The sequence below is a fragment of the Actinoplanes sp. NPDC051475 genome, from assembly GCF_040689425.1.
In the GTDB taxonomy this organism is placed as follows: Bacteria; Actinomycetota; Actinomycetes; order Mycobacteriales; family Micromonosporaceae; genus Actinoplanes.
Genome location: NZ_JBFAZZ010000005.1, coordinates 149132 through 162153, shown reverse-complemented (window position 1 = coordinate 162153; position 13022 = coordinate 149132). Strand labels below are relative to the sequence as shown.

General features: G+C 71.3%; 13 protein-coding genes. 7 read left to right on the top strand and 6 right to left on the bottom strand.

From position 1 onward, the window contains the following. The first annotated feature begins 3 nt into the window (after positions 1-3). The 5 genes from AB0368_RS12505 (at position 4) to AB0368_RS12485 (ending at position 4625) form a co-directional block, all read left to right on the top strand. Positions 4-933: a F0F1 ATP synthase subunit gamma gene (locus AB0368_RS12505; protein WP_366153944.1), complete on the top strand. Its 930-nt coding sequence runs from the start codon at positions 4-6 to the stop codon at positions 931-933. Further along, a complete protein-coding gene (gene atpD / locus AB0368_RS12500) occupies positions 930-2375 on the top strand; it encodes a F0F1 ATP synthase subunit beta (RefSeq protein ID WP_366153943.1) in 1446 nt (481 codons plus the stop codon). The genes AB0368_RS12505 and atpD overlap by 4 nt, the downstream gene beginning before the upstream one ends. 339 nt (positions 2376-2714) lie before the next feature. Continuing rightward, the gene (locus AB0368_RS12495) at positions 2715-3767 is read left to right on the top strand and encodes an LCP family protein (RefSeq protein WP_366153942.1); all 1053 of its coding nucleotides are present in this window, start codon (positions 2715-2717) and stop codon (positions 3765-3767) included. Positions 3768-3869: 102 nt separating this feature from the next. Further along, on the top strand, positions 3870-4151 hold the full coding sequence (locus AB0368_RS12490; protein ID WP_366153941.1) for a F0F1 ATP synthase subunit epsilon: 282 nt from the start codon (positions 3870-3872) through the stop codon (positions 4149-4151). Between the two features lie 6 nt (positions 4152-4157). Further along, positions 4158-4625, top strand: a complete 468-nt coding sequence (locus tag AB0368_RS12485; protein ID WP_366153940.1) for a DUF2550 domain-containing protein — start codon at positions 4158-4160, stop codon at positions 4623-4625. 91 nt (positions 4626-4716) lie between these two features. Here AB0368_RS12485 and AB0368_RS12480 read toward each other — a convergent pair whose 3' ends face one another. Further along, positions 4717-5295, bottom strand: a complete 579-nt coding sequence (locus AB0368_RS12480) for a cob(I)yrinic acid a,c-diamide adenosyltransferase (RefSeq protein ID WP_366153939.1) — start codon at positions 5293-5295, stop codon at positions 4717-4719. A 41-nt stretch (positions 5296-5336) separates the two neighbouring features. Here AB0368_RS12480 and murA point away from each other — a divergent pair, with 41 nt between their 5' ends. Then, positions 5337-6623, top strand: coding sequence for a UDP-N-acetylglucosamine 1-carboxyvinyltransferase (murA, locus tag AB0368_RS12475; protein WP_366153938.1), 1287 nt, complete (start codon positions 5337-5339; stop codon positions 6621-6623). A gap of 4 nt (positions 6624-6627) precedes the next feature. On the opposite strand, the gene AB0368_RS12470 is transcribed toward murA, so the two are convergent. Beyond that, positions 6628-6984 (bottom strand): hypothetical protein, encoded by a 357-nt coding sequence (locus tag AB0368_RS12470; RefSeq protein ID WP_366153937.1) that lies wholly within the window; start codon positions 6982-6984, stop codon positions 6628-6630. A 135-nt stretch (positions 6985-7119) separates the two neighbouring features. On the opposite strand from AB0368_RS12470, the gene AB0368_RS12465 reads away from it, so the two are divergent. Next, positions 7120-7974, top strand: coding sequence for a 3-hydroxyacyl-CoA dehydrogenase family protein (locus AB0368_RS12465; RefSeq protein ID WP_366153936.1), 855 nt, complete (start codon positions 7120-7122; stop codon positions 7972-7974). Position 7975: 1 nt separating this feature from the next. Here the strand turns inward: AB0368_RS12465 and AB0368_RS12460 are convergent, their stop codons facing one another. The 4 genes from AB0368_RS12460 to AB0368_RS12445 are packed head-to-tail and all read right to left on the bottom strand — an operon-like array spanning position 7976 to position 12993. After that, on the bottom strand, positions 7976-8758 hold the full coding sequence (locus AB0368_RS12460; protein WP_366153935.1) for an ABC transporter permease: 783 nt from the start codon (positions 8756-8758) through the stop codon (positions 7976-7978). Beyond that, positions 8755-9609, bottom strand: coding sequence for an ABC transporter ATP-binding protein (locus AB0368_RS12455; protein WP_366153934.1), 855 nt, complete (start codon positions 9607-9609; stop codon positions 8755-8757). Before AB0368_RS12455 ends, AB0368_RS12460 begins: the two co-directional genes overlap by 4 nt. Positions 9610-9623: 14 nt before the next feature. Then, positions 9624-10361, bottom strand: coding sequence for a hypothetical protein (locus AB0368_RS12450; protein WP_366153933.1), 738 nt, complete (start codon positions 10359-10361; stop codon positions 9624-9626). Further along, complete coding sequence (locus AB0368_RS12445; protein WP_366153932.1) at positions 10348-12993, bottom strand: FtsK/SpoIIIE domain-containing protein; 2646 nt, start codon at positions 12991-12993, stop codon at positions 10348-10350. The genes AB0368_RS12450 and AB0368_RS12445 overlap by 14 nt, the downstream gene beginning before the upstream one ends. Positions 12994-13022 lie beyond the last annotated feature (29 nt).

The window sequence follows — 13022 nt, the reverse complement described above, 5'->3', positions numbered from 1 at the left end:
GCCATGGCCGGTCAGGTACAGGCCCTCCGGCGGCGCATCCGCACCGTCCGGTCGACCAAGAAGATCGCCAAGGCGCAGGAGCTCGTGGCCACCAGCCGGATCGCCAAGGCTCAGGAGCGGGTCGCCGCCTCCAAGCCGTACTCGGAGGCGATCACCCGGGTGCTGACGGCGCTGGCCTCCAACGCCTCGGTCGACAACCCGCTGCTGCAGCCGCGTGAGCGGGTGCGGCGCGCGGGCGTCCTGCTGATCACCAGCGACCGCGGCCTGGCCGGCGCCTACAACGCCAACGCGATCCGCACCGCCGAGCAGCTGATCTCCCGGCTGCGGGCGGACGGCAAGGACGTGGCGCTGTACATCGTCGGCCGCAAGGGCGTGGGCTACTACCGGTTCCGCAACCGGCCGGTGGCGGCGAGCTGGACCGGCTTCTCCGAGCGTCCCTCCTTCGAGGACGCCCGGCGCATCGGTGAGTCCCTGCTGGAGGCGTTCGTCGCCGGCGCGGACGACGGCGACGACCACCACGGTCCGGACGGCATCCAGGGTGTGGACGAGCTGCACATCGTCAGCACGCAGTTCAAGTCGCTCATGACCCAGGCCGCGGAGGCGCGCTTTCTGGCGCCGATGCAGGTCGAGGAGCGCGAGCGCGAGCCCGGCCTGCGTCCGGCTTACGAGTTCGAGCCCGAGGCCGAGGAGCTGCTGAACGCGCTGCTGCCGAAGTACCTCAACACGCGGATCTACGCGGCGTTGCTGGACTCGGCGGCGAGCGAGTCGGCGTCGCGGCGCCGAGCGATGAAGAGCGCGTCGGACAACGCCGACGACCTGCTCAAGCGGTACACGCGCGAGATGAACTCCGCGCGGCAGGCCGCGATCACCCAGGAAATCAGTGAAATCGTCGGCGGCGTCGAGGCGCTGTCCGCAGCGGGAAGTGATGTGTGATGACTGCTGTAGCTGAGCCCACCAAGACGGAGACCGGTATCGGCCGCGTCGTCCGGGTCATCGGCCCGGTCGTCGACGCGGAGTTCCCGCGGGACGCGATGCCCGCGATCTTCAACGCGCTGCACGTCGACGTGACCCTCTCCGAGGGCACCAAGACGCTGACCCTCGAGATCGCCCAGCACCTCGGCGGCAACATGGTCCGGGCCATCTCGATGCAGCCGACCGACGGTCTGGTCCGCGGCGCCGAGGTGCGCGACACCGGCTCGCCGATCTCGGTGCCCGTCGGTGACGTGACCAAGGGCCACGTCTTCAACGCCCTGGGCGAGGTGCTCAACGCCGACCCCGCGTCGCTGGAGATCACCGAGCGCTGGCCGATCCACCGCAAGCCCCCGGCGTTCGCCGACCTCGAGCCGAAGACCGAGATGCTGGAGACCGGCATCAAGGTGCTCGACCTGCTCGCGCCGTACGTGCGCGGTGGCAAGATCGGCCTGTTCGGCGGGGCGGGCGTGGGCAAGACGGTGCTCATCCAGGAGATGATCATCCGGGTCGCCCGCAACTTCGGCGGTACGTCGGTCTTCGCCGGCGTGGGTGAGCGCACCCGTGAGGGCAACGACCTCATCCTCGAGATGGCCGAGGGTGGCGTGCTCGACAAGACCGCCCTGGTCTTCGGCCAGATGGACGAGCCGCCGGGTACCCGCCTGCGCGTCGCCCTGACCGCCCTGACCATGGCGGAGTACTTCCGGGACGTCCAGAACCAGGAGGTGCTGCTCTTCATCGACAACATCTTCCGGTTCACCCAGGCCGGTTCCGAGGTGTCCACCCTGCTCGGCCGCATGCCGTCCGCCGTGGGTTACCAGCCCACGCTGGCCGACGAGATGGGCGAGCTGCAGGAGCGCATCACCTCGGTCCGGGGCAAGGCGATCACGTCGCTGCAGGCGATCTACGTGCCCGCGGACGACTACACCGACCCGGCCCCGGCGACCACGTTCGCCCACCTGGACGCGACCACCAACCTCGAGCGGTCGATCTCCGACAAGGGCATCTACCCGGCCGTGGACCCGCTGGCCTCGAGCTCGCGGATCCTGGCGCCGGAGTTCGTCGGCGCCGAGCACTACGCGGTCGCCCGTGAGGTGCAGCGGATCCTGCAGAAGTACAAGGACCTGCAGGACATCATCGCCATCCTCGGCATGGACGAGCTCTCCGAGGAGGACAAGATCACGGTGCAGCGGGCCCGCCGCATCGAGCGCTTCCTCTCGCAGAACACGTACGCCGCCGAGCAGTTCACCGGCGTTCCCGGCTCGACGGTCCCGCTGAAGGAGACCATCGAGGCGTTCAAGAAGATCAGCGAGGGCGAGTACGACTCGTTCCCCGAGCAGGCCTTCTTCATGTGCGGTGGCCTCGAGGACCTCGAGAAGAACGCGCACGAGCTGATGAAGGGCTGATCCACACGCGATCCCCAGGGCCGCTCCGACACAGGTCGGGGCGGCCCTACGCGTTTCCTCCGGCCCGTTATGTCCGTTTAGCCAGCCAGTACCGGGCGTCGCCACCGGCACGGATGTGCACCGGTGGCGCGGGCGGGGTATCAGGACGCGAAAGTTTCTTCTCTTGTTCGGATACCCTTGACGGTGCCTGTTGCACAGCTCTGCGATCATGGCTCCTTCGGTCGCGGACGAGACCCGTCGACGGTGGTTGGGGAGCGAGTGGCGAAGAGCGGGAAACCCAGAACCAAGCGGCGGTCGCCGCTCTGGGCGAGGCTGTGCGCGATCTTCGGGTGTGTGCTCATGGTCCTCAGTGGCGGCGCGCTGATCACGAGCCAGGCACTCGTGGCGCGCTACGCCGGCGCGGTGGAGACCAAGGACCTCTTCGGTAACGCCGCGAAGGGCTCCGCCAAGCAGCCGGTCTCCGACATCAAGGGCCCGCTCAACATCCTGCTCGTCGGCATCGACCCGCGCGACGCGACCACCGCGCCGCTGTCCGACTCGATCATCGTGGTGCACATCCCCCGGGGGTTGAAGCAGGCGTACCTCTTCTCCATCCCGCGTGACCTGCGGGTCGAGATCCCGCCCTTCCCCAAGACCGGCTTCCAGGGCGGCACCTCGAAGATCAACGCCGCCATGTCGTACGGCAGCAGCGTCGGCAACGGCAAGCACGACGTCGCCCAGGGCTTCGACCTGCTGGCCAAGACGGTCGGACAGCTCACCGGCATCAAGCACTTCGACGCGGGCGCGATCATCAACTTCAACGGTTTCAAGGACATCGTCGACGCCATGGACGGTGTCACCATGACGATCGACCAGAACGTGAAGTCGGAACACCTCCAGCCCAACGGCAAGCCGCGCCCCCGCCGCCCCGAGTGCGCCGACAACAGGTGCGACCACCCGTACATCGGTCCCCAGGCCGAGTACAAGAAGGGCACGTACCACCTCGAGGGCTGGCAGGCGCTCGACTACGTGCGGCAGCGCTACGGCCTGCCCCGCAGCGACTACGACCGCCAGCGCCACCAGCAGCAGTTCATCAAGGCCATGGCGGAGCAGGCGCTCAGCAAGGACGTCGTGACCAACCCGATCAAGCTCGACCACGTGCTGCGGGCCGCCGGCGACGCGCTCATCTTCGACGGCAACGGGCACAACGTGGTCGACTGGGGCCTGGCGCTGCGCGGCCTGCGCTCCGACGACATGACCCTGGTCAAGCTGCCGGGCAATTCGTTGTTCAACGGCCGGTCGTACATCGGCGAGGGTCTCGATCCGTCGGCCCAGGACTTCTTCACCTCGGTCAACGACGACTCGATCGCGTCGTTCCTCGTGGACAACCCCAGCTTCCTGCAGAAGCTCTGACGCCCGAGAGTGGCGGTCGCCACCCGGGGCAACGCTGTGTCACCCGGCCGTTTAGACTTCACCCAAGGATCGCAAGGTTCCGCAGGCTTACAGGGAGACAGCGTGGCCAAGCAGTTGCACGTCCAGGTCGTCGCCGTCGAGGAGAAGGTCTGGTCCGGCGACGCCGAGATGGTCGTCGCGCGCACCACCGAGGGTGAGCTCGGCGTCCTGCCCGGCCACTCGCCGCTCCTCGGCCTGCTCAAGGAGCCCTCCCAGGTGCGCGTCAAGCTCGCCGGCGGCGAGCAGCTCACCTACGACGTGGCCGGTGGCTTCCTCTCCGTCGACGCGGACGGCGTGACGGTCCTCGCCGAGAGCGCGACCCCCGCCACCCCCGACGCGCACTGACGCACGATGCGGATTCTGGAGATCGTCGGAATCTGCATCGGCGCGCTGGTCGTCGTCCTCTTCGCCCTCTTCTTCCGCCGCCGTCTGCTCATGCAGGGCGGCGGCACCATCCGTGTCCAGGTCCGGGTCACCACCATGGTCCGGGGCCGCGGCTGGTCCGCGGGGCTCGGCCAGTTCGTCGGCGACGAGCTGCGGTTCCACCGGATGTTCAGCTTCGCCATCCGCCCCAAACGCGTGCTCGACCGCCGCGCCCTGGACGTGCAGCGCCGCCGCCTGCCGGAGGGCCCCGAGCGGCTGACCATGCCGGGTCACTGGGTCATCCTGCTGTGCCGCCTGCCGGACACCGAGATCGAGATCGCGATGGCGGAGTCGACGGTGACGGGCTTCCTGTCCTGGCTCGAGGCGGGACCGCCCGGGCAGCCGGGCAGCGTGCCCCCTCGCCCGGCCATCACCCCCCGCCCCGCCGAGAACTGACCCCGCCGCCGAAGGCGTCGAAACGCCGCGCGGCAGACGGCCCCGGCAGACGGCCCCGGCAGATGAGCCGCCGAGGCCGCCCGGGCCGGCCCTAGGAGGCCGTACCGCCCGGGACCCACTTCACGTCGCCCGCCGAGCCGTTCGCCGTGCGGGCCAGGATGAACAGCAGGTCCGACAGCCGGTTCAGGTACTTGGCCGGCAGCGGTCCCGTGCGCTCCGGGTCCTCCGCGACCAGCGTCCACGCCGACCGTTCCGCCCGCCGGGCCACCGTCCGGGCCACGTGCAGCAGTGCCGCCCCGGCGGAACCACCCGGCAGGATGAAGGAGTCCAGCGCCGGGAGCTGCTCGTTGTACTCGTCGCACCAGCCCTCCAGGCGGGTCACGTACGACTCCTTGATCCGCAGCGGCGGGTACGGCGGGTCCTCCATCAGCGGATTGCACAGGTCGGCGCCCACGTCGAAAAGGTCGTTCTGCACGGTGGTCAGCACGCTCCGGATGTCCGGTGCCAGGGCGCCCAGCGCCAGCGCCACTCCCAGTGCGGCGTTGCACTCGTCGACGTCGGCGTACGCGACGATGCGCGGATCCGTCTTGGCGGCCACCTCGTTGTTGCCGAGGCGGGTCGAGCCGGCGTCGCCGGTGCGGGTGTAAATGCGGGTGAGATGCACGGCCATGGCCCCCACCCTACGGAGGTGGTCTGGACGCGCCCCATACGATGGCCCGCGTGGATGTGATCAGGGTCAAGGGCGGCGCACGCCTCTCCGGTGATGTCACGGTGGGCGGTGCCAAGAACTCGGCGCTCAAGCTGATGGCCGTCGCGCTGCTGGCCGAGGGGCGCAGCGTCGTGGCGAACGTTCCCCGGATCACCGACGTCGCCATCATGGGCGAGGTGCTCCGCCGGCTGGGCTGCGACGTGTCGTTCGACGGCGGCGAGGCCACCATCGACGTGCCGGCCGAGCCCGGCAGCGAGGCCGACTACGACCTCGTCCGCCGGTTGCGCGCGTCCATCTGCGTGCTCGGGCCGCTGCTGGCGCGCCGGGGGTACGTGCGGGTGGCGCTGCCCGGTGGCGACATGATCGGTTCCCGCGGGCTCGACATGCACGTGACCGGCCTGGCGCGGCTCGGCGCGGAGATCTCCGGCGAGCACGGCTTCGTCATCGCGTCGGCACCGGCGGGGCTGCGGGGCGCGAAGATCTGGCTGGACTTCCCGAGCGTCGGCGCGACCGAGAACATCCTGATGGCCGCCGTGCTCGCCAAGGGCGTCACGGAGATCGACAACGCGGCCCGCGAGCCGGAGATCGTCGACATCTGCCAGATGCTGGTCGAGATGGGTGCCCACATCGACGGCGCCGGCACGTCGACGCTCACCATCGAGGGGGTCGACGCGCTGAAGCCGGTACGGCACGCCACCGTCGGCGACCGGATCGTCGGCGGCACGTGGGCGTTCGCCACGGCGATGACCCGCGGCGACGTGACCGTCCACGGCGTACGCCCGGAGTATCTGGAGATCGCGCTCGACAAGCTGGTGTCGGCCGGCGGGGTCGTGGAGCCGGGCGACAACCGCTTCCGCGTACGCATGGACGACCGCCCGAAGGCCGTCGACATCGTGACGCTGCCGTACCCGGGTTTCGCCACCGACCTGCTGCCGATGGCGCTGGGGCTGGCGGCGGTCAGCTCGGGATCGTCCCTGATCACCGAGAACATCTTCGACGGCCGGTTCATGTTCGTGAACGAGATGGTGCGGCTCGGTGCGGACATCCGTACCGATGGACACCACGCCGTGACGAACGGCCGGGAGCGGCTCTCCGGGGCTCCGGTGCGGGCGACCGACATCCGGGCCGGCGCCGGCCTGGTGATCGCGGGGCTGTGCGCGGACGGCGTGACCGAGGTCGGTGAGGTGCACCACATCGACCGCGGCTACCCGGACTTCGTCGCGGACCTGGCCAATCTCGGCGTCGACGTGGAACGCGCGGTCGTCACCGAGCCGACGTACGACTTCTGAGCGCTCAGAGCGCGGGTGAGCCCCCGACCAGGCGCCGCGCCTCCTCGACCTCCTCGGGGAAGACCAGCACGAGCAGGCGGCCGTCGGGGCGTACGCCCGACGTCGAGCGGATGCCGGCGGCCCGGAGCAGGGCGCGGATCTCCTCGGCGATGATCGCGTCGTCCGTGGCGGCGGCGGGGCAGAGCAGCCCGTAGTCCTCGCCGCGGTCGAAGATGGCCAGGCCGGCGTAGAGGTCGCGGAGCGGGTCATCGGCCGCCCGGGTCCACTGCAGGCCCATCCGCCAGAAGAGCGCGCCGAGGAAGCCGACGAGTGCGACGGCTATGAAAGGCCCTAGGAGGTACCAGCCGTCGCTTGGTGGCATGCGCACAGTCTGGCATCGCGGGCAATCGTTTTCCGGGTATTTGCCCCGATAGAGGCCCTGAGCCTGCGTTAAGTGAGCCCGCTAGTCTGGGACCACCCTCAAAGATGAGCGGGACACAGAGAAGGTGAGGCACACATGGCGGGTCGGCTCGCGGTCATCGGCTCCGGTCTGATGGGTTCCGGTATCGCCCAGGTGGCGGCGCAGGCGGGATGGCAGGTCACCATGCGGGACCTGGACGAGTCCTCGCTCAAGCGCGGCGTCTCGGCGATCAGGGACTCGCTCGGGCGCTTCGCCGCCAAGGGCAAGATCACCCAGGAGGACGCCGACGCCACCGTCGCCCGGATCACCACCACGACCGAGCTGGAGGCGGCCGCCGACGCCGACGTCGTGGTCGAGGCCATCTTCGAGAAGGTCGAGGCCAAGCACGAGGTCTTCCGGGCCCTCGACAAGATCTGCAAGCCCGGCGCCGTGCTCGGCACCAACACCTCCGCCATCCCGATCACCCAGATCGCCGCGGTCACCGAGCGCCCGGAGGCCGTGGTCGGCATCCACTTCTTCTCGCCCGTACCGATGATGAAGCTGGTCGAGCTGGTCCGCGGCTACCAGACCTCGGACGAGACGCTCGCGGCGGCGCGCAACTTCGCCGAGGAGGTCGGCAAGACCTGCGTCGAGGTGAAGCGGGACGTGGCCGGCTTCGTCTCCAACCGGCTCTTCTCCGCGCTGCTGGTCGAGGCGATCAGCCTGGTCGAGTCGGGCGTGGTCACCGCGGCCGACCTCGACACGGTCATGAAGCTCGGCTTCGGCCACGCCATGGGCCCGCTGGCCACCATCGACCTGACCGGCCTGGACGTCATGCTCAACGCCACCAGCAACATCTACCGCGACACCGCGGACGAGAAGTTCTTCCCGCCGGAGCTGCTGCAGCGCATGGTCACCGCCGGCGACCTGGGCCGCAAGACCGGCAAGGGCTTCTACACGTACGAAGTCTGAGTCAGCCGTCGCGCTTGGTGGTCCATCTGAACGTGGTCAGACACAGGACGAGGGCCACCAAGCACCACGCCCCCAGCACCAGCGCCACCATGGGCAGGTCGTACGAGCCGCCGGGCTCGCGCGGGCCGAAGGACGCGGGCAGGAACACCGAGCGCAGCCCCTGGCACATCCACTTCAGCGGGAAGACCGACGCCACGTTCTGCATCCAGCCGGGCAGGCTGGTGAAGACGAAGAACACCCCGGAGATGAACTGCAGGATCAGCGCGACCGGGGTGACCACCGCTGGGGCGCTGCGTCCGGTGCGGGCCAGCGACGAGAACGCGACGCCGCAGAGCGTGCACGCCGTGATGCCCAGCGCGGAGACCCAGAGGAACGTCAGCCACTTGCCGGCCGAGTCCGGCAGGTTCAGGCCGAAGAGCAGCGTCGCCACGGTGAGCAGGATGACCGTCTCCAGCACCGCGACGAACCCGACCATGATGACCTTGCCGGCGAAGTAGACCCAGCGCGGCATCGGCGTGCCGAGCAGGCGCTTGAGCACCCCGCGGTCGCGTTCCATCGGGATCTGGATGGCCAGGGCCTGGAAACCGGCGGTCATCAGCCCGGTCGCGATCATGCCGGTCACGAAGTACTGGGTGAACTTCACCCCGTCGCCGATCTCGCCCTTGAAGATCGAGCCGAACACCAGGATCAGGATCGCCGGGAATGCCAGCGTGAACATGACCTGTTCGCGGCTGCGCAGGAACTGCCGGATCTCCAGCAACCCCTGACGAAGACCCAGTGTCACGATGCTCCGATCATGTCGAGGTAGATGTCCTCCAAAGTCGGCCGAGTCACGGTCAGGCCGGGGACCTCGCCGTCGAAGCGCGCGGCCAGGTCGGTCACCACGGCCGTCGGCGTCGCGCTCCGGGTGCTTTCCCAGGACCCCTCGGCGGTACGCCAGGAGACGGTCGCCAGCGCAGATTCCCGGTTGCCGAGCCGCCGGGGCGTGTCCACGGCGATGAGCCGGCCCGCCGCGATGACCCCCACCCGGTCGGCGAGCGTCTCCGCCTCCTCGAGGTAGTGCGTGGTCAGCACGATGGTCGTACCGCTGCCGGCCAGGTCCTTGATCAGGGTCCAGAACTCACGGCGGGCCTCCGGGTCGAAGCCCGTGGTCGGTTCGTCGAGGAACAGCAGCTCGGGCCGGCCGATGATGCCCAGCGCCACGTCCAGGCGCCGCTTCTGCCCGCCGGAGAGGGTGTGCGTCCGCGCTCGGGTCTTGCCGGTGAGGCCGACCCGCGCGATGACCTCCGCCGGATCGTCCGGGTCGGGGTAGAAGCGGGCGAAGTGGCCGACCACCTCGCCGACGGTCAGCTCGTCGAACTCCCCGGTGCCCTGCAGCACGATGCCGACGCGGGTGCGCCACCGCCGCTTGGCCGCGTCCTCCACGGCCGGGTCGACGCCGAGCACCCGGACGTCGCCCGCGTCCCGGCGGCGATAGCCCTCGAGGATCTCCACGGTGGTGGTCTTGCCCGCGCCGTTCGGTCCGAGCAGCGCGAAGATCTCGCCCGCGGCGACGGTCAGGTCCACGCCGTCGACAGCGACCGTGTCGCCGTAGACCTTGCGGAGCCCCCGTACCTCGATCGCGGCGTCCCTCATGGAGGGAACTTAGCTCACCGGCTCGCGGCGAAGGTCACCGACAGGAGGGTGGCCGCGAGCATGCCGCCGAGCAGGGTCAGGCCGATGCCCCCGATGTCCAGCTTCGAGCGCAGCCGCCGGTGCGCGATCACGGCGCCGACCGGTACGCCCGCCGACGGCGCCACCAGGAACGCCAGCCAGCCCAGGCCCCGGATCACGGCTCCGCCGGGGATGGGCGTACTCCCGACGGTGACCAGGCCGGCCGCGAGCAGCCCGGTCAGCCCGGCCACCAGGGCGCCGAGCAGGGGCAGCAGCGGCAGCGCCCAGCGGGGCAGGGACCGGCGCTCCGCCGGGCGTACGGTCACGTCGATCCGCTCGGCCGCCCGCGCGAGCAGTGTCCGGGCCGACTGGCGCGGCGCCGGTGCCAAGGCCTGCGAGCCGGGGGAGCGTTCCAGCGCGACCCGGGGCAGCGCCTCCACCGCGGCCGGTTCCGGCACCTCGCCCAGCGCGCGTACCCGCATGCCCGGCGCCCGCCGCAGCTGGTCCCACAGCCGGGCGGCCTCCCGGTCCACGTCGAGCACCTGGGCCGCCGCCGCACCCGCCCAGCGGTCCGCGGCCGCCGCGTCGCCCTCGGCCCGGGCGAGCTCGCCGGCCGCCTGGGCGGCACTGCTCCGGTACGCCTCCTCGGCGTGGGACAGTTCGGCGTCGCGCCGCCGGGCGACATCGGCCAGCGCGGACATCATCAGCTGGTAGTCGCGGTCACGTGTGGTCACTGTTCACCTCGTACGGGATGATCACTTCGGGATGGCGGTGCACCGACCGGTCGAAGAACAGGGCCCGGCGCCGCCGCGGGTACCACAGCGGCCCGCCGGGCTGGGGCGAGAGCGGGCTCAGCTCCGGCCCCTGCACGTCGAGGGCGACCCAGGCGCCGATCGTGTCCAGCCGGGCGCCGACGCCGCCGAGGTCGTCGCGCAGCCGGCCGACCGAGCGCCACCAGCCCAGCACGTGCATCCGCTGCTCCGGGCCGTCGGCGAGCAGGGCGCGCAACCGTTCCCGGTACGCCGGCCCGGCCGCGTCGAACGCGTACCCGAGCACGTAGTGCGGGATGCCGTCCGGGCTGAACGCGGCGAACAGGTCGTCGAGGTCGGCAGGCCCGTACCAGTCGGCTTGCGGCAGCTCGGCGACCAGCCGGGCGGCCGGGCGCTCGGCGCTCTGGTCGAGGCAGGCGATGCTGAAGCGCGCGGGTCCCTGGGCGGCCAGCGACAGGGCGGCGGCAGCGAGCACGTCGCACGCCTCCTCGACGCGGGTGCCGAGGACGGCCAGGTTGCGTCCCGGCATCCGGCCGAGCCGCAGCCGTGCGGGGCGCGCAGCGACGTCGATGCGCTCGCCCAGCACCGCGCCGGGCGACGATCCGACGTCGGCGCTGCTGTCCGGCACCCGCCCGGCGGGCCGGTACGCCTCCGGCAGCCGCGGCACGGCGTCACCGTCGAACAACCGCGGCGGTACGCAGGAGTCCGGCCGCTCGTGCCACAGCTTGCGCTGCAGAGACCGCCACGCCGACCGGTCGCTCGCGTCGGGCAGCCGGACGACCTGGTTGGCCCCGGCGACCCCGGAGTCGGCGTTGACGACCGCGTGGAAGCGCGGAATCACCGCGGCGGCGAGATTGGTGTCGCTCAGGATGCGCCGGGCCTTCGGCAGCGCGATCCGCAGCGTGAACTGCCCGATCAGGCCCGAGCGGCCCCAGAGCGCCTCGATGCCGGACACGTCCTGGCTCGCCAGCACCAGGTGGATGCCCTGGGAGCGGCCGCGCCGGGCGAGGTCCTCCAGCAGGGTCACCGCCTCGTCGGCGAGCGGGTCGCGGCCCGAGAGCAGCACCTGGAACTCGTCGATGACCGCGACGATGCGGGGCCAGTGCCCGCCCGGGTCCTCGGCGCGCAGCTCGGCCAGCTTCGAGGCCTCGTACCGTTTGGCCGCCTGGGCCCGCGACCGCAACTCCTCGCTCAGGTGGCGGAGCATCGCCAGGCCGAACTCGCGGTCGCCGTTGACGTTGATCCCGGCCAGCCGGACCTGCGGCAGCCAGCTCGGATCCCGCGGCCCCGGCGCGAACCGGGCGAAGGACACGCCCTCCTTGAAGTCGAGCAGGTAGAGAGCGAGCTCCTCGGGGCCGTACCGGGCGGCGAGGGAGCCGATCCAGGCGTAGATCAGGTTGGTCTTGCCGGACCCGGACGGACCGCCGATCAGCGCGTGCGGCGGGTCGTCGCCGAGCGGCACCTCGACCAGCGACCCGTCGGTGCTGTCCCCGATCGGGGCGGCCAGGCCGTGCGCGGACGACTCGGTCCAGATCTTCTCCGGCTCGAGGTCGGCGAAGCGCGCCGGCGGCGGGCCCTCGCGCAGCCGCTCGGCGGTGGTCCGGCAGAAGCCGGCGATCCGCTCCGCCGGGGGCGCCGCGTCGAGGCTGACCGTGAGGGCGCCGGTGGTGTCGCAGCTCGCGGATTCCCCGCGCACGGTGATGTGCTCCACCGTCGGGTGCGGCGCGAGGTCCAGACCCCGGACCACCAGGTGTACGCCGCAAGCGACGCCGGTCCGCACCACCCGGTCGAGCTGCGCCCGCTGGGCGTCGGACAGGTCGCCGGCCCGCGCGGGGTCGAGCAGCAGCACCACCACCCGCCACGGCTCGGGGCGGGGCCCGGGCGTCGCGGCGGTCAGGTCGGCCAGGGACGCGTACTCGCCGGCCAGCACGCTCTCGTTGACCCGGCAGATGTGCTCCACCAGGTCGTCGAGGGTGGCACCGAGGCCGCCGGGGCTCACGAACGACAGCAGGCCGGCGTTGCCCAGCGGCGCGAAGGCGGCCAGCGTTCCGCCGAGCTGCTCGGGGTCGTAGACGCTGAGCCGGACGTCGCCGGGGCGGGTCGTGCCGAGCGCGCGCAGCAGCAGCCCGGAGATGACGCCGTCCGCCGCCGGCTGGTCGCCGAGGACGTTGACGTGTGCGTGGTCCAGGAACGGCACGAGGGCGGGCAGCTTCCGCCGCTCCTCACCGGCCTCGTACGCGATCGTCCCGATCCGCAGCAGCCCGGGGCGTCCGACCCGGTCGGGCTCGATGGGGGTCCAGTAGCGCCAGGAGGTGCCCGCCGCGCCGGACGCGGTGAGCGCGGCCAGCGATTCGACGTTGCGCGTCAGCGTGCTCGCCTCCGCCTGGGTGCGGCGCAGGATGTCCTGGCGCGCGGCGTCGCGAGCCTCGGCGAGCTGGGCGAGGCAGGTCGCGTACGCGTCCCGGATCAGCTTCTTCCGGCGCTGGGCCTCGTTGCGGGCCGACTCGGCGGCGGCCAGCACGGCCCGGGCGGTGCCGCGCGCCTCGGCCAGCTCCTGCCGGACGACGGCGACCAGCGCGTTGCGGTGGCTACCCACTCAACCCCCCGGAATCCACGTGGGGGCAT

Bases quoted from the DNA above. Each gene is read 5' to 3' on its own strand.
- AB0368_RS12505 (WP_366153944.1), top strand. From the start codon at position 4: ATGGCCGGTCAGGTACAGGCCCTCCGGCGGCGCATCCGCACCGTCCGG.
- AB0368_RS12465 (WP_366153936.1), top strand. From the start codon at position 7,120: ATGGCGGGTCGGCTCGCGGTCATCGGCTCCGGTCTGATGGGTTCCGGT.
- AB0368_RS12495 (WP_366153942.1), top strand. From the start codon at position 2,715: ATGGTCCTCAGTGGCGGCGCGCTGATCACGAGCCAGGCACTCGTGGCG.
- AB0368_RS12480 (WP_366153939.1), bottom strand. From the start codon at position 5,295: ATGGCCGTGCATCTCACCCGCATTTACACCCGCACCGGCGACGCCGGC.
- AB0368_RS12485 (WP_366153940.1), top strand. From the start codon at position 4,158: ATGCGGATTCTGGAGATCGTCGGAATCTGCATCGGCGCGCTGGTCGTC.
- AB0368_RS12455 (WP_366153934.1), bottom strand. From the start codon at position 9,609: ATGAGGGACGCCGCGATCGAGGTACGGGGGCTCCGCAAGGTCTACGGC.
- murA (WP_366153938.1), top strand. From the start codon at position 5,337: ATGGCCCGCGTGGATGTGATCAGGGTCAAGGGCGGCGCACGCCTCTCC.
- AB0368_RS12470 (WP_366153937.1), bottom strand. From the start codon at position 6,984: ATGCCACCAAGCGACGGCTGGTACCTCCTAGGGCCTTTCATAGCCGTC.